Origin of the sequence: Longimicrobium sp. (assembly GCA_036389795.1) — a bacterium.
GTDB lineage: Bacteria > Gemmatimonadota > Gemmatimonadetes > Longimicrobiales > Longimicrobiaceae > Longimicrobium.
This window is the reverse complement of the sequence record DASVWD010000140.1, coordinates 1-14,476: the sequence shown is the minus strand read 5'-3', so window position 1 is coordinate 14,476 and position 14,476 is coordinate 1. Positions and strand designations below refer to the sequence as shown.

Here is a 14,476-nt window from a genome sequence, read left to right as displayed (position 1 = left end):
CCGGTCAGCTCACGAGGTGAAGGGGGCGTTCCCCTTCGTGGTGATGGCCGTCGTGGTGGTGCTCCCGGTGCTCGCCCTCGTGCGCGTGCTTGCGCAGCGCCTCCAGGATCTCCTCGCCGTAGAACATGGCGATGTACTTGGCCTGCACGTCGGTCACGCGGCGCACCGCCCACACCAGCTCCACGTAGTTGGGCTCGTGGGGGGCCTTGACCAGGTGCATCCCGCACTCTTCGGGGAGGTGGCTGGCCTTGCGGTTGTTGCACGGCGAGCAGGCCGTGACCACGTTCTCCCACGAGTTGTCGCCGCCGCGCGACATGGGCAGCACGTGGTCGCGGGTGAGGAACTCGCGGCCGCGCAGCGCGTTGCGGTGGCGCCCGCAGTACTGGCAGCGGTACCCGTCGCGCGCGAAGAGGAAGGTGTTGGTCACCTGCCGGCGGAAGCGCCGCGGCACGTGGATGAACTTCTTGAGCCGGATGACCAGCGGCGCGGCGATCTTCTCCCGCTCGGACCGGAAGATGCGGGCGTCGTCGGCCTCCAGCACCTCCGCCTTCCGGTCGATCACGAGCCGGAGGGCCCGCTCGATCGGAAGGATGGTCAGCGGTTCGAAAGACGCGTTGAGTGCCAGACACCCCATAACGGATGCACCTCTCGGACGAGGGTTGGTCCCTTTCTGCCTCTGCCGCCGGTTGGAGGTTCGCTGGATCAAGGATCGTGCGCACCGGCTCGCACCGGGCGGGCCTGCCACACGGACGCTACGGGAGAGCGGAAGTGGGCGGTATGCGCAAAACCTGAGTTTCCGCATGAATGTTAGCTAAATCTGCCGTGCCCGGTCAAGCTCTGCAACAAGATGTTGTGTCAAGATTCTCGTTTGGGCAAAGCGCTTCTGGTGGTAGAGAGGTTATCAGAGGGCTGTCAGCTCGACTGAATCACCAGTAGTTTCCTGCTGGATCCGCGCGCCTACGCCAAAGAGGTGAACATGGAGCCCCTGAAGCCCGAGACCAAGGCCAGGATCCTGGAGGAGAGCCTGCAGGCGGCTCCGGAGGACATCGAGGAATACGAGCGGCTGCTCTCCGAGCGCTTCACCGTGGACCCCGACCTGCCGGCTTCGCCGGAAGCCGCGCATGCCGTGGATGAGCGGGAATCCAGGCTCCAGGAGCTGGCGCGCAAGCTCTTTCCGCACGGCCACGCTGCACCAGACGCGGCGCACTCCCGTTAGGCGCCCGAGCCACGTCATGGCGGACGGATGAGACAGCTTGCCGCCCGGCAGGCTGTCGCACCGCGCTCCCATCTACGAAACGATCCCCCCTGCTCGTCTCAAAAACTTCTGTATAAAGCCCGACGAGCATCATCCCGCTCGCCTCAAAGCACGGTTTCCAACCCCACGCGCGGCGGCGCCATCCTAAGGCGCCCCTCGAAGGGCATGTTCCGACTTCCCGCCCACCGTTTCGCTCCGGAGCCGTTCATGCCGAGACCCCTCGCCTTCGCGCTCGCCCTGGCCGCGCTGCCCGCCGCGGCGCTCGCCCAGCACCCGCTCCGCCACCACGTGGACGCCATCGAGGTCCGCTACGCCCGCTCGCAGCCGGTGGTGTCGTACGTGCTGCGCGTGGACGAGGCCGACCTCTCGGGGTTCGAGGTGGAGATGCGGCTGCGCAACGTCCCCGACACGGTGCGCCTGGCCATGGCGGCGCACCCGGAGTACGACGACCGCTTCTGGCGCTACGTCGAGGGGCTGCGCGTCGAGGGTGCCCCGCCCTCCGCCGTGACACGGCTGGACAGCGCGGTGTGGCGGATCGCGGCGCCGGGAGGCCGGGCGGTGGTGCGCTACCGCATCCGGCTCCCCGAGAGCCAGCCCGGCGAGCGCGCGGCGTGGCGCCCGTTCCTCTCCCCCACGGGCGGGCTGGTGGGCGGGCCGCACTCGTTCATGTACGTGCTGGGGGCCAACCTGGCCCCGTCGCACGTGCGGCTGGAGCTTCCGCCAGGCTGGGAGATCGCGACCGGCCTGGCGCCGACGTCGGACCCGCGCACCTTCTTCGCGCCCAGCGTGGAGGTGCTGGTGGAGTCGCCGGTGCTGGCGGGGCGGCTGCGGAGCTGGGGCTTCGCCGTGGACGGCGTGCCGCACCGCGTGGTCTACTGGCCCGCGCCCGGCGCCGCGCCCTTCGACACGGCGGCGTTCGCGGGACAGGTCGAGCGGCTGGTCCGCCAGGCGGTGGAGCTCTTCGGCCGCGCGCCGTACCGCGAGTACGCCTTCCTCTTCCAGGACAGCGCCTACGGAGGGCTGGAGCACCCGAACTCGGTGACGCTCGGCGCCCCCAGCGCGCGGCTGGCCCGGGACGCCGCGGCGGGGCTGGAAGAGACGGCGCACGAGTTCATCCACACCTGGAACCTGATGCGGATCCGCCCGGAGGAGTACGGCCCGGTGGACTACCGCACCCAGCGGCCGGTGGCGGGGCTCTGGTTCAGCGAGGGGCTCACCCTTTTCTACGCCGACCTCCTCCTGCGCCGCGCGGGGCTGCCGGTGAGCGACTCGACCCGCGCGGCCCACCTGGAGGGGCTGATCGCGCGGTACCTCTCCAGCCCCGGCAACGCGCGCTTCTCGGCCGAGCAGGTGAGCCGCGTGGCCTACAACGCGCCGCCGGGGGCGCTGGGCGACTACACGGCGAGCGCGCACCTGCAGGGCGAGCTGATCGGCGCCATGCTGGACCTCGTGATCCGCAGCGAGACCGGCGGACGGCGCTCGATGGACGACGTGATGCGCCTGATGCTGGAGCGCTTCTCGGGCGAGCGCGGCTTCAACGGGCAGGGCGTCGAGCAGGCGGTGGAGGACGTGTGCGGCTGCGACGTGACCCCCTTCTTCGACGCGCACGTCCGCCGCGGGAGCGAGATCGACTTCGACCGGTACCTGCGCCTGGCCGGCCTGCGCACGCGGGTGGCCTGGGCGCCGGCGCTCAACCGCGAGGGGCGGCCGGCGGTGGACCTGCGCATGTGGGGCCGCGAGCTGCCCGGCGGCCAGGGGCTGAGCCTGGTGGTGGGCGACCCGGCGAGCGCGTGGGGCCGCGCCGGGCTGCACACCGGCGACCGGCTGGTGTCGATCGACGGCGCGGCGGTGCGCACCTGGCCCGAGCTCCGCGCAACGCTGACGCGCGCGGCGATCGGCGACACGCTGCGCTTCGAGGTGGCGCGCGAGGGCGGGCCGTTCCGCACCGCGGTGGCGGTCAGCGGCTTCGACCGGCCGGTGGTGCGCATCGAGGAAGTCCCCGGCGCCGGCGAGCGCGAACGGGCGGTCCGCGAGGACTGGCTCCGCGGCAGGTGAACAGCAACCAACGACCTCACACGGAGTCAAACGGAGTCAACGGAGTCAACGGACCGATTCCCCCGATTGTCATCCAGAGGGAGCGTCCGCACGTGACCCGCGTCTGGACGGATGCTTGGACGCTCCCGAAGGATCTATGGGCTGCCGTGCACCGGGGTCTGCGCCCTGGCAAGGCAGCCCATAGATCCTTCGGTCGCCGCCGGACTTTTGTGCACGGCGGTGACTCTGCGCCGCGGCTCCCTCAGGATGACATCGTTGGGGTCGTCGGGGGATGAGAACGACTCACAGCAGCTGCACCGGGTCGCGGTCGATGACGACGCGCAGGTCGGCCTTGCTGGGGACGCGGTGCTTGAGGAAGAAGTAGCGAGCGACGTTCCCCAGCACCTTCGCGCTCGTGGAGCGCAGCAGGAAGTGCCACCGCCAGCGCCCCCGGATGCGGTCGATCGGCGCGGGGGCGGGGCCCACCAGCTGCACCTGGCTCACGCGCCGCGCCTCCAGCAGCCCCTTCACCCACTCCGCCGCAGCGACGGCCGCCTCCTGCGTGGCCGTCTCCTCCAGACCGCTGACCACGACGTTCACCAGGCGCGACCAGGGCGGGTAGGCGGGCTCGCGGCGCTCCGCCAGCTCGCGCTCGGCGAAGGCCACGTAGTCGTGCTCGGTGGCGTGGGTGACGGCGTACTGCGTGGGCAGCGACGTCTGGATGAACACCTCGCCGCCCTTCGGCCCGCGGCCGGCGCGCCCGGCTACCTGCGTCAGCAGCTGGAAGGTGCGCTCGGTGGCGCGGAAGTCGGGGAGGTGGATGCCGGTGTCGGCGTTGATCACCCCCACCAGCGTCACGTTGGGGAAGTCGAGCCCCTTGGCGATCATCTGCGTCCCCAGCAGGATGTCGACCTCGCCGCGCTCCACGCGCCCCAGGATCTCGTGGTGCGCCCACTTCCCCCCGGTGGTGTCCACGTCCATCCGCGCGATGCGGGCCGACGGGAAGGTCTCGCCCACCGCGCGCTCCACCTGCTCGGTCCCCACGCCCTTGAACGACAGGTCCGTGGACCCGCACGCCGAGCAGTGGCGGGGCGCGGGCTCTTCGTGCAGGCAGTAGTGGCAGGTGAGGCGCGCGCGGCGGCGGTGGAAGGTGAGGCTCACGTTGCAGTTGGGGCAGTGCCACACCTGCCCGCACTCGCGGCACTGCACGAAGTGCGCGTAGCCGCGGCGGTTGAGCAGCAGGATGGTCTGCTCGCGGGCGGCGATCCGCGCGCGCACGGCGTCCACCAGCAGGTCGGAGAGGATCACCGGCGAGCGCTCCTGCAGCGGCCCGCTGGTGGACTGCTGGCGCTTGCGCTCGGCGCGCAGGTCGATCACCCGGATCGGCGGGAGCGGCTGGCCGCCCACCCGCTCGGGAAGCTCCAGCAGCGTGAACTTCCCCGTTTCCGCGTTGTGCCAGCTCTCCAGCGACGGCGTGGCCGAGCCGAGCAGGCAGACGGCGCCCTCGACCAGCGCGCGCACCACGGCCACCTCGCGGGCGTGGTAGCGCGGCGCCTCGCCCTGCTTGTACGAGCCCTCGTGCTCCTCGTCCACCACGATGGCGCCCAGGTCCGCCAGCGGCGCGAACACCGCCGAGCGCGCGCCCACCACGATCCGCTTCTCGCCCGAGCGCAAGGACCGCCACTCGTCGTAGCGCTCGCCGTCGGAGAGCGCGGAGTGCAGCACGGCCACGCGGTCGCCGAAGACGGCCTTGAAGCGCCCCACCGTCTGCGGCGTGAGCGCGATCTCGGGGACCAGCACGATCGCGGTCTTCCCCTGCCGCTCCACCACCTCGCGCAGCAGCTCGATGTAGACCAGCGTCTTCCCCGAGCCGGTGACGCCGCGCAGGAGGAAGGTGCCCGGCCGCTTCGTCCGCGTCGCCTCCACCAGGCGGCGGATGACGGCGGCCTGCGCGGGCGTGGGGGTGAGCGCGGGGGCGGCGCGCGGGTCCACCCCCGCGTACGGGTCGCGCGCGACCTCCTCCTCCACGATCTCGGCCACGCCCTTCTCCACCAGCGCGTTGACGATGGCGTACGAGAAGCCGAGCTGCTGGACCAGGTGCGCCACCTCGGCGCGGCCGCCCATCGCCTCCACGGTCTCGAACGCCTCGCGCTGCCGCTTCGCCCGCCCGAAGGTCTCGTCGCGCTGCATCAGGCTCGGCAGCTCGCGCACGCGCAGCACCCGGTGCCTCTTCACCGCCGCCTCGACGCGAGGGCCCGCCGTCTCCACGGCCACGATCCCCAGCTCCTCCAGCCGGTGGATGGTGGGCCACCAGGCGCGGTCGCCCAGCTCGCGGCGGAGCCGCACGACGGACTGCGGCCCTTCCTTCACCCGCAGCCAGTCCACCAGCTTCGCCTCCTGCTGGGTGAGGTCGCGCCCGGGGGCGGCGGCGCCGGTCAGCAGCACGTAGTCGGTGGACGAGTCGGTGAGCCCGGCGGGGAGCGCGGTGCGCAGGACGATCCCCAGCGGCGCCAGGTAGTAGTCGGCGATCCAGCGGCAGAGGCGGAGGATGGACGGCGTGACGCTCGGCCGCTGGTCGAGCACGGCGACCACGGGCTTGACCTTCTCCGGGTCGGCGCCCTCCACGGCCTGGGCCACGCGGTCGATCCACCCGATGCGCTCGCGGCCGGCGAACGGCACCAGCACGCGCGCGCCGGGCCTCGCCTGCGCGCCCATCCCGGGCGGGACGCGGTAGGTGAAGGTCCGCGGCAGCGGCAGCGGGAGCGCGACTTCGACGTACAACTTCAGGGTACAGGGGATAGGGGACAGGGGACAGCCAGCGACAACCTAACAGCGAGCGCAAGACAGCCTGCCCGGCGCATGGCCGGGCAGGCTGCCGATCATCCTCCGTCGCGGACGCCCCTTGCTGTCATCCTGAGGGAGCGTCCGCGCGCAACTCGCTCCCGCGCAGATGGTTGGACGCGACCGAAGGATCTACGGCCGCCTCGCGACAATGCCGGGATTTCGCTCACGGGCCGCCTATAGATCCTTCGTCGCCGCCCGGCATCCGCTCATGCCGATGGTCCTGCGCGGCGGCTCCTCAGGATGACAGCATGGGGATGTGCCGCAGGTAATCAAGCGGCGAGAAGGACATCTTCCGCCTCGCGCAGGATGTGGGGGCCGATGAACGGGCTGAGCGCCTCCGTGGTGACCACGTCCGCGCGGCGCTGGAGCAGGTCGTCCAGCATGAACGAGAGCGCCATGAAGTTGTCCAGCGTCTTCTTCTCGGGATCGAACTCGACCAGCAGGTCGACGTCGCTCTCCGCGTGGGCCTGTCCTCGCGCGAAGGAGCCGAAGAGCGCGATGCGGCGCACCCCGAGAGCCTGGATCTGCTCCCGGGCCTGCTCCAGCCGCTCGGCGATCACCTGCTTGCTCAGTGGCTCAGTGTCCATGCGGGTAACGTAGCTGCAAGGCGATCCGCCAGGTAGGGCCCGGCGCGGCCCGCTAACCGCGCGCCGTGACGCCCAGCCCCGGCTCCTGGTTGAAGCGCAGCAGGCCGTTGCCCTCCAGCCCTGGGCCGGTGAAGGGATCCGAGGCGAGGAGCGCGGCGCCGTCCAGGTCCACGTAGTCCACCAGCGGCGCCAGCTGGATGGCGGCGGCGATGCCGAGCGTCGACTCGATCATGCAGCCGAGCATCACCCGCATCCCGTGCGCGCGGGCGGCGTGCACGATGCGGATCGCCTCGCGCAGGGAGCCGCACTTGGCCAGCTTGATGTTCACCCCGTCGACCACCCCCACCAGCTTCGCCACGTCGGTGGCCGTCTCGCACGATTCATCGGCGATGATCGGCAGGCGCGAGCGGCGGCGGACCAGGCGCAGCCCCTCGAGGTCCTCCGGGGGAAGGGGCTGCTCGACGAACTCCACGCCGAACTCCTCCAGCATGGGGATGCGGCGGATCGCCTCCTTGGCCGTCCAGCCGGTGTTGGCGTCCACGCGGATCGTCTTCTCCGGCGCCTCCTCGCGGATCATGCGCAGGATCTCTTCGTCGCGCGGGGTGCCCACCTTGACCTTGAGGATCGGGTAGCCGGCCGCCTCGCGCACCTTCTCGCGCATCACGCCGATGTCGTCGATGCCGAGAGTGAACGAGGAGAGCGGCGCCGCGTATGGATCGAGCCCCCACAGCTTCCAGACGGGCAGCCCCAGCCGCTTCCCCACCAGGTCGTGCAGCGCGCACGAGATGGCCACGCGCGCCGCCGGGTTGCGCCCGACCGCGTGCACCAGCGCCGCGTCGATGCGCTCCAGCGCGCAGGGGTCGCCCTGCGCGGCGCTGTTCATCACCTCGGCCAGGCGCGGGAGGAGGGCGGTGACGGTCTCGGCCGTCTCGCCGTAATACGGGGTCGCCGGGGCCTCGCCCCACCCCTCCACGCCTTCGTCGTCCGTCACGCGCACCACCACCGACTGCCGCGGCGGCGGCGCCATCTCGCGCGCGATCTTGAAGACGTGCTTCGTCTGGAGGTCGATGACTTCGAAATCGAGATGCATGCGTCGAATGTCGAGATTCACGTCCACCCGCGCCCCGGTTGCAGCCCCCGGTCGAAACCGGGGGCTGCAACAGCACAAAGTCCGCCTGCGCGGACTCCCACGCCGGATCGTACCGCTCCGACCGGCATCCGCGCGGCCGCGGGGTGCCCCCTCTCCCCCCGGCCCCCTCTCCCCCGCTGCGCGGGAGAAAGGGGGAGAACAACGCGCGAGAGCCGGCCTCCGCGCCGATCCCGTCGAGTACCCTCTCCCGAAGTTGGGAGAGGGTGGCGACGCGGTAGCGGCGCCGGGTGAGGGCCCCTACTCCGCCTTCGCCGGCGCCTGCATCGCCACGAAGTCGTACGGGGGCCAGGGGCCGGTGAGGTCCAGCTCCAGCGCGGGGTTCAGGGCCGAGAGCTGGTCCACCCGGTCGCGGAAAGTGTCGGAAGCCGCGCGCTCCACCAGGAAGGCGGCGGAGAGCACCCGCGGCTTCCCCGGCGGCGGGAAGGTGAGCGCGGCGCCCGCCGCGCGGCGCAGCTCGGCGTAGATGTGCGTGGCCAGGTCCAGCGCCTTCGCCTGCGGGAACGCGGCGTCGACCACGTCCACGTGCAGGCGGAACTCCCACCGCCCCCGCACCCGCGCCAGCGCCGCCCGGAGCGACGCGTACGCCTCGGTGAGGAAGTGCGCCACCTCCTCGTCGCCCGCGAACACCACCCCCGCCGGGGCCGGCACCACGTCGCCCTTCAGCAGCGCGCGGTGCACCTCCCAGTGGCGCGCCGTCACGTGCAGCGGGTCGTGGTCGGCGCCCTCGGGGGGCGCCGAGCAGACCAGCGCCGCCACGTCCTCGTAGCCCACCAGCCGCACCCCCAGCCCGGGGTCGGCCGCCTCCCACGCGGGCGCCTCGCCGTTCAGGGGGATCACCCCGAGCAGCGAGAGCCCGCGGGAGCCGCGGGGGCGGGGCGGGGCCGCGGCGCCTTCCGAGCTCATCCGGCGAAGGGGTCCTCGCGCAGCAGGGGGTAGAGGGCGCGCTGCGGCCCGGGCGTGGTGACCTCCGGCCCGCCCGCGCCCACGAACACATCGACCTCGGAGCGGAAGCCCACGTCGCCCGCCAGGTAGATCCCGGGTTCGATGGAGAAGCCGATGCCGGGGATCAGCGTGCGCGTGTCGCGGGTCTCCAGGTTGTCGATGTTGGGCCCCGAGCCGTGCAGCTCGCGGTCGATGGAGTGGCCCGTGCGGTGGATGAAGTACTTCCCGTAGCCGCGCTCCTCGATCACCCCGCGGGAGACGTCGTCCACCTCGAAGCCGCGCACCGGCTCCCCCGCCGCGAAGCGCGCCCTGGCGAACTCGATGGCCGCGTCGCGCGCGTCGACCACGGCCAGGAAGATCTGCGCGAGCCGCTCGGGGACCGCCTCGCCCACGTAGCCCATCCAGGTCTGGTCGGCGTAGACGGCCTCCTCGTCTTCCTTCCCCCACAGGTCGATCAGCACCAGGTCGCCGTGGCGGATCTCGGCGTGCTTCTCGGCCGCGGGCGCGTAGTGGGGGTTGGCCGCGTTGGCGTTCACCGCCACGATGGCGTCGCCGCCCACGGCGAGGCCGCGGCCGGCGAGCTCGTGCTGGATCCACTCGCGCAGGTCCCACTCGGTCAGCCGGTCGCCGCCGCGGGCGTGCTCGGCGATGCGCTGGAAGGCCCGGTGCGCCACCTCGTGCAGCGCGGCGCCCGCGCGCCGGTGGCCGGCCTCGCCCTCGGCCGTCCAGCGCGAGTAGAAGGCGCTCACCAGGTCGCCGGAGGAGACCACCTTCGCCCCGGCGCCGCGCACCAGCTCGACGATGCCGCCGGGGACGCGGTCCACGTACGGCACCGCGTCGCCCTCGGCGTACTCCATGGCCGCCGTGGAGCCGCCCCGGAACAGCTCGCGCAGCCGCTCGTCCAGCTCGCGCCAGCTGGAGTACTCCACCTTCTCGCCCAGCCAGCCCTCCCACGGCTGCTGCTCGATGCGGTGGGTGACGGCCACCGGCGCGCCCTCGGCCGGGAGCCAGACGAAGTAGCGGCGGGTGAGCGCCGGCAGCCCCAGCATGCGGCCGGCGACGGGGTTCGAGCCCAGGAAGTTGAAGAGCAGCCACCCGTCCATCCCGCGCGAGCGCAGTTCCTCGCGGACGCGCTCCAGGGTCTCGGGGGCGAGGGAGACGGTGGCTTCGGTGATGGCCATCGAAATTCAGTCCTGAGTGCGAGTGCTAAGTCCTGAGTCCTTTAGTGCTTAGTCCTTAGTGTTTTAGTGCTCGGCGCCGGGGGGACTAACCCACTGAGCACTAAGGACTAACACACTAAGCACTAAGCACTGGGGTTCGAGTCCGCCACCCAGCGCGTGCCCTTGATGAGCGACAGGCCCAGCACGCGCTCGCGGGTGAGCAGGCGGTGGATCTCGCGCTCGCGCAGCACCGCGCCCTTCACCCCGCGCCACCCCCAGCGGCGCAGCGCGCGGCGCAGGATGCCGAGCTTCTCGCGCAGGGTGAAGATCTCCGCGAAGTCGGGGAACGGCCCGCCCGCCGCGGGGCGGAACGGCGAGGGGGCGTCGGACCAGTCCTCCACCACGAGGTCCACCAGGCCCGCGTCGCGCAGGAGCTGCTTCCACTCCACCAGGATCAGCGGGCGCGCGCCCAGGTGCCGCACCAGGATCTCGCGCCGCGCGGGGTCCACGTGCCCCGTCCAGATGAGCTGCACCAGCACCACGCAGCCGAACGGCTTGACCACGCGCGCCAGCTCGCCCACCGCGCGCGCCGGGTCGGCCGAGGCGGCGAGGCCCAGCTCGCCGATCGCCACGTCGAAGATCCCGTCGCGGTACGGCAGGTCGTCCAGGCGCGCGCTCTCGAAGGTGAAGCGCCCCTCCAGCCCCGCCTCGTGCGCGCGCCGCTCGGCCTCGGCCGCCAGCGCCGGGTCGGGGTCCACCCCCGTCCCCTGCACGCCGTAGCCCTTCGCCAGGAACAGGGTGGAGACGCCGCGCCCGCACGCCGCGTCGAGCACCTCCATCCCCTCGTGCATGTCCGTGAGCGCGGCGATCCGGCGGTACAGCTCCTCGCCCCCCGGCGGAAAGACCACCTCCCTGCTGAGCCGCACCAGGTCCAGCATCGAGGGGCCGGCCTCGCGCTCGGGCGGGAGGCGGAGGTGCTCGGGGAACGGCGCGGACATGGGGTTGAGTATACGCCTGGGGCTGGGGGGGCGCTACTGCGGGTGCGAGGTACGGAGTGCGAAAGTGCGTGAGTGCGTGAGTGCGTGAGTGCGAACGATGTCATTCCGAGGGAGCCGCCGCGCCAGCCCCGCCCCCGCACCAAAGCCCGGCGGCGACCGAGGAATCTACCCACCCCGCCACGAGGCACGCCGGACGCCGGGAAGCCTGCCCCCTGCGATGCCGGCGACTCCACACCGAACGCCGAGTCCACACCGAAGGAGCCCACGAAGGTGGGCTTTTCGCCGTTGTTGCCGCGGGTTCACCCGCCCCTGCCCAACCTGCCCACCTGCATCGCCTCCACCCCCGCCAGCGCCCGCAGGTGCTGCACCACCGCTTTGGCCGTCGCCGCCGCGTCGTAGCCGCCCTCCAGGATGGAGACGAGTCGGCCGCCCGCGCGCGCGTCCGCCCACTCGCGCAGCTCGCGCGTCAGCAGGTAGACGTCGTCCGGCTCCACCGCCAATCGCCCGAGCGGGTCGCCCGTCAGGATGTCGAAGCCGGCGGAGAGCAGCACGAAGTCGGGCGACTCCTCCGGCGGGATCGCCTCCAGCGCCTCCCGCTGCGCCGCCGCGAACGCCCCGCCGTCGCTCCCGGCCGGCAGCGCCGCGTCCCCGTGGGCCGATCCGGCGATGGGATCCTCTGGCGCCGCGTGCAGCGAGAGGACGGATACGGCAGGGTCGGCGCCGAGCGCCTGGCGGATTACGTCGGCGGGCTCGGAGCCCCACGACACCACCAGCACGCGCGGGGAGCCGCGCCGCTCGCGCAGGTGCCGCGCGGCGACCGCCACGTTGTTGAAGAGCGAGAAGCCGCCCGCCGCGTCGGGCAGCGCGCCGCGCCCCGGCGGGCGCGCGGCCGCGAAGGCGTTGCGCGCCTCGCCCGCGAGCACCGTCTCCACCGCGGTGATGCCGACGCCCGCCGCCGCCAGCGCCGCGTCCCACGAGGCGCCCGATACCGGGACGCCGCCCAGCGCCAGCACCTTCCCCTGCGCCCCGGCCAGCATGGCCGTGGCCTGCACCTCGGCCACGTGCCGGGCGGTGTGCACCAGCCGCAGGTCGGCCTCCGCCGCGGGCACCGCCTCCACCTGCAGGAGCGGCTCCCAGAGCGCCTCCATGTCGCGGTGCACGGCGCGCGTGACCGCCGGCAGCCGCCCCTGGTGGTCGGGGTGGCCCCACCCGGTGTCGTGGCGCGGGCAGTCGGGGTGGCTGACGTACGCGGTCGTCTTCACTCGCTCCTCTTCCCCGGGGGCCGGTCCCTTCGTCCGCGCGCCCGCAACGGGGCCGGATCTTGCAGGAACAATCGCGGGCGGTCGTCCGGCGGGGCAACCCCGCCCGGGGTCCCTGCCGGCGACACGTGCGCCGTCATGCCGCGCGTCGTGGCCGGCCAGGACGGCGCGCGCCACCCCGCCCCAGTCATGGGCCACTTCCTACAGGAGGTCGTCATGCAACAGGACCGGGATGAATACGCTGCTGGCGGCGGTGGGTACGGCGGGGGTAGCGGCGGCGGCGGTGTGGGAGGCGGCGGTGGAAGCGGCGGCGGCGGGACTGGTGGTGGCGGCACGGGCGGCGGTGGAACGGGTGGTGGTGGCACCGGCGGCGGCGGCGGTGGGACCGGCGGCGGCGGCACGGGCGGTGGTGGTGGAACGGGTGGCGGTGGGACGGGCGGTGGCGGGACCGGCGGTGGCGGTGGCGGGACCGGCGGTGGCGGTGGTGGGACCGGCGGCGGCACGAGCGGTGGCGGCACCGGCGGTGGCGGCGGGACGGGTGGTGGCGGTGGCGGGGGATTCGGAGGCGGTGGGGGCGGCGGCGGAGACTGACCGCTTTCCCAGCCAGCCGGATATACGAGAGGGGCGGCGCCATCGCCGCCCCTCTCCTTCGTTCCGGTCCGCCATCACACCAGGCCGCTCAGTACCACACCGCCACGCCGCCGTGGTGTGAGCAGGTCCCGCTGCGGTGGGCGCTGTACGAGAGGGCGCCGTCGCGGCAGCGCGCCGTCGCGCCGCTCGGGTTCACCTCGTCCGGCGACGAGTACAGGCGCGGCGCGCTGGTCCGCGCCCGCGGCGGCGACGAGCGCACCAGGTCGCTCGCCCGGTACACGTACTCCTGGCCGTAGCCCGACTCCAGCTTCGCCCACCCATCGCCGTCCCTGGGGCCCACCACGATGCGCTCGCCGCGCCGCAGCGTGCGCACCACGCCGTACCCGCTCCCCGGCCCCGACCGCACGTTGAGCGCCCCGTGCACGTAGAACGTGTCCGCGCCGCCCGCCGCGTAGCTGGAAGACGAGTTGTACGACGACGTGGACCCGCTCGCCGAGTACGCGCTCCCGGCTGGCGCGTACGAGCCGGTGCGGCTCCCGCCCGAGCCGTCGCACATCCCCGACAGCGCCGCCATGAGGAAGATGACGACGAGCAGGAAGCATCCCATCTGCCCACAGCCTGCGTTCCGCTCCTGCTGCGCGCGGTGAGTCCCGCGGCTGCCGGCCGGGTACGGAGCGCCGCAGCGCGGACAGGTGGGCGCTTCGGTGCTGACGTTGCCGCCACACTCGCGGCACTGCGTGATGGCCATGGATTCTACAGCTCGGAAGGGACCGCGGAGACGGGAGGTACGTCGGCGGAAGCGGGACTTCGGAAGACGGGCTCCGCGAGGGATGAGCCATTTTCTTTCAGGATAACATCTTCGCTCGCGTCGCGCCACCGCCCGGACGCACCTGCTGACGCCGCCGTGGTGCGGGGCGTGCATTCTCCCTCCCGGACTTCGGTCGGGGGGAACGTGAGCGAAGGAGGAGTGGATGCAGCAGGAGCCTGAACGCCGCGGGGCAGAGCCGGAGCGCGGCCTGGACGCGGCCGAGAGCACCGGGACGGGCACGGGCAACGACTCGATGGGGATCGCCAACGCCGCCCGCCGCGACGCCGAGCGGGGCGGTGGTCCCGAGGGGATGGGCGAGCCCAACACCGTCCCGTCCGAGCGCGAGGCGGGTGAGTCCGCACACGGCATCGGCGCGGCCGGCCTTCCCCCGCACGACCCGTCCGGCGCGGGCGGAAGCTGACGCCGGCCGACCGACGGCCGGCGAGGAAACGATCTTCCACGAGGTACGCCGATGGACCAGGACCCTGACGAGCAGAACAAGGACCGGCCCGGGCTGGGCGCCGGCGCGGGCGGCACGCTGGGCGACGTCCCTCCCGAGCCCGACGCGGACGACCGCGCGCCCGATCCCACGCGCGACAGCGCCGTCGCCCGCGTCACGCCCGACCAGACGCGCGCGCGGCCGAGCTGAAGCTGCGAACAATCGCGTGTGCGGCACCTACATCGAGCGGAGGGACCAGCATGCAACGGGACCAGGACCGGACCAGCGACCTCGCCGGCACGGGGCGGGGTGACCAGGCGTCGCTCGGCGGCGGGGCGGACTTCGCCGGGGCCGGCGACCACACCGGCTCGCCCGAGGGCGGCGCCAACGTGCGCGGCGGCGCGCCCGC

General features: G+C 72.9%; 14 protein-coding genes. 5 read left to right on the top strand and 9 right to left on the bottom strand.

The features are described 5' to 3' along the window. Positions 1-4 precede the first annotated feature (4 nt). Positions 5-562 carry an HNH endonuclease gene (locus tag VF746_18685; GenBank protein HEX8694456.1) on the bottom strand — a complete coding sequence of 186 codons (558 nt, stop codon included), beginning with the start codon at positions 560-562 and terminating at the stop codon, positions 5-7. Positions 563-976: 414 nt separating this feature from the next. Between VF746_18685 and VF746_18680 the strand changes: the two genes are divergently transcribed. Together VF746_18680 and VF746_18675 are read left to right on the top strand one after the other, a co-directional pair. Next, the gene (locus VF746_18680) at positions 977-1,216 is read left to right on the top strand and encodes a hypothetical protein (GenBank protein HEX8694455.1); all 240 of its coding nucleotides are present in this window, start codon (positions 977-979) and stop codon (positions 1,214-1,216) included. Positions 1,217-1,462: 246 nt separating this feature from the next. Beyond that, positions 1,463-3,310 (top strand): PDZ domain-containing protein, encoded by a 1,848-nt coding sequence (locus VF746_18675; protein ID HEX8694454.1) that lies wholly within the window; start codon positions 1,463-1,465, stop codon positions 3,308-3,310. Between the two features lie 282 nt (positions 3,311-3,592). On the opposite strand, the gene priA is transcribed toward VF746_18675, so the two are convergent. The 7 genes from priA to VF746_18640 form a co-directional block, all read right to left on the bottom strand. Continuing rightward, positions 3,593-6,070: a primosomal protein N' gene (priA, locus tag VF746_18670; protein HEX8694453.1), complete on the bottom strand. Its 2,478-nt coding sequence runs from the start codon at positions 6,068-6,070 to the stop codon at positions 3,593-3,595. A 332-nt stretch (positions 6,071-6,402) separates the two neighbouring features. After that, entirely contained in the window at positions 6,403-6,720 is a 318-nt protein-coding gene (locus tag VF746_18665) for a nucleotidyltransferase family protein (GenBank protein ID HEX8694452.1), read from the bottom strand. 52 nt (positions 6,721-6,772) lie between these two features. Beyond that, positions 6,773-7,810, bottom strand: a complete 1,038-nt coding sequence (locus VF746_18660; protein ID HEX8694451.1) for a dipeptide epimerase — start codon at positions 7,808-7,810, stop codon at positions 6,773-6,775. Between the two features lie 297 nt (positions 7,811-8,107). After that, entirely contained in the window at positions 8,108-8,773 is a 666-nt protein-coding gene (locus VF746_18655; protein ID HEX8694450.1) for a GvpL/GvpF family gas vesicle protein, read from the bottom strand. After that, a complete protein-coding gene (locus VF746_18650) occupies positions 8,770-9,993 on the bottom strand; it encodes a M24 family metallopeptidase (protein HEX8694449.1) in 1,224 nt (407 codons plus the stop codon). The genes VF746_18655 and VF746_18650 overlap by 4 nt, the downstream gene beginning before the upstream one ends. Before the next feature lie 122 nt (positions 9,994-10,115). After that, positions 10,116-10,970 (bottom strand): methyltransferase domain-containing protein, encoded by an 855-nt coding sequence (locus tag VF746_18645; protein HEX8694448.1) that lies wholly within the window; start codon positions 10,968-10,970, stop codon positions 10,116-10,118. Between the two features lie 299 nt (positions 10,971-11,269). Further along, positions 11,270-12,232, bottom strand: a complete 963-nt coding sequence (locus tag VF746_18640) for a histone deacetylase (GenBank protein ID HEX8694447.1) — start codon at positions 12,230-12,232, stop codon at positions 11,270-11,272. A gap of 229 nt (positions 12,233-12,461) precedes the next feature. Here VF746_18640 and VF746_18635 point away from each other — a divergent pair, with 229 nt between their 5' ends. After that, a complete protein-coding gene (locus VF746_18635; GenBank protein HEX8694446.1) occupies positions 12,462-12,941 on the top strand; it encodes a hypothetical protein in 480 nt (159 codons plus the stop codon). Here the strand turns inward: VF746_18635 and VF746_18630 are convergent. Next, the gene (locus tag VF746_18630; GenBank protein HEX8694445.1) at positions 12,909-13,427 is read right to left on the bottom strand and encodes a DUF3761 domain-containing protein; all 519 of its coding nucleotides are present in this window, start codon (positions 13,425-13,427) and stop codon (positions 12,909-12,911) included. The genes VF746_18635 and VF746_18630 overlap by 33 nt on opposite strands. Before the next feature lie 364 nt (positions 13,428-13,791). Between VF746_18630 and VF746_18625 the strand changes: the two genes are divergently transcribed. Together VF746_18625 and VF746_18620 are read left to right on the top strand one after the other, a co-directional pair. Then, positions 13,792-14,049 (top strand): hypothetical protein, encoded by a 258-nt coding sequence (locus tag VF746_18625; GenBank protein ID HEX8694444.1) that lies wholly within the window; start codon positions 13,792-13,794, stop codon positions 14,047-14,049. Between the two features lie 51 nt (positions 14,050-14,100). Then, entirely contained in the window at positions 14,101-14,277 is a 177-nt protein-coding gene (locus VF746_18620; protein ID HEX8694443.1) for a hypothetical protein, read from the top strand. Positions 14,278-14,476: the final 199 nt, after the last annotated feature.

What these genes read in the sequence shown, in the direction of transcription:
- VF746_18680 (HEX8694455.1), top strand. Translation starts at nt 977, where the DNA reads ATGGAGCCCCTGAAGCCCGAGACCAAGGCCAGGATCCTGGAGGAGAGC.
- VF746_18675 (HEX8694454.1), top strand. Translation starts at nt 1,463, where the DNA reads ATGCCGAGACCCCTCGCCTTCGCGCTCGCCCTGGCCGCGCTGCCCGCC.
- VF746_18665 (HEX8694452.1), bottom strand. Translation starts at nt 6,720, where the DNA reads ATGGACACTGAGCCACTGAGCAAGCAGGTGATCGCCGAGCGGCTGGAG.
- VF746_18660 (HEX8694451.1), bottom strand. Translation starts at nt 7,810, where the DNA reads ATGCATCTCGATTTCGAAGTCATCGACCTCCAGACGAAGCACGTCTTC.
- VF746_18655 (HEX8694450.1), bottom strand. Translation starts at nt 8,773, where the DNA reads ATGAGCTCGGAAGGCGCCGCGGCCCCGCCCCGCCCCCGCGGCTCCCGC.
- VF746_18650 (HEX8694449.1), bottom strand. Translation starts at nt 9,993, where the DNA reads ATGGCCATCACCGAAGCCACCGTCTCCCTCGCCCCCGAGACCCTGGAG.
- VF746_18645 (HEX8694448.1), bottom strand. Translation starts at nt 10,970, where the DNA reads ATGTCCGCGCCGTTCCCCGAGCACCTCCGCCTCCCGCCCGAGCGCGAG.
- VF746_18635 (HEX8694446.1), top strand. Translation starts at nt 12,462, where the DNA reads ATGAATACGCTGCTGGCGGCGGTGGGTACGGCGGGGGTAGCGGCGGCG.
- VF746_18630 (HEX8694445.1), bottom strand. Translation starts at nt 13,427, where the DNA reads ATGGGATGCTTCCTGCTCGTCGTCATCTTCCTCATGGCGGCGCTGTCG.
- VF746_18625 (HEX8694444.1), top strand. Translation starts at nt 13,792, where the DNA reads ATGCAGCAGGAGCCTGAACGCCGCGGGGCAGAGCCGGAGCGCGGCCTG.
- VF746_18620 (HEX8694443.1), top strand. Translation starts at nt 14,101, where the DNA reads ATGGACCAGGACCCTGACGAGCAGAACAAGGACCGGCCCGGGCTGGGC.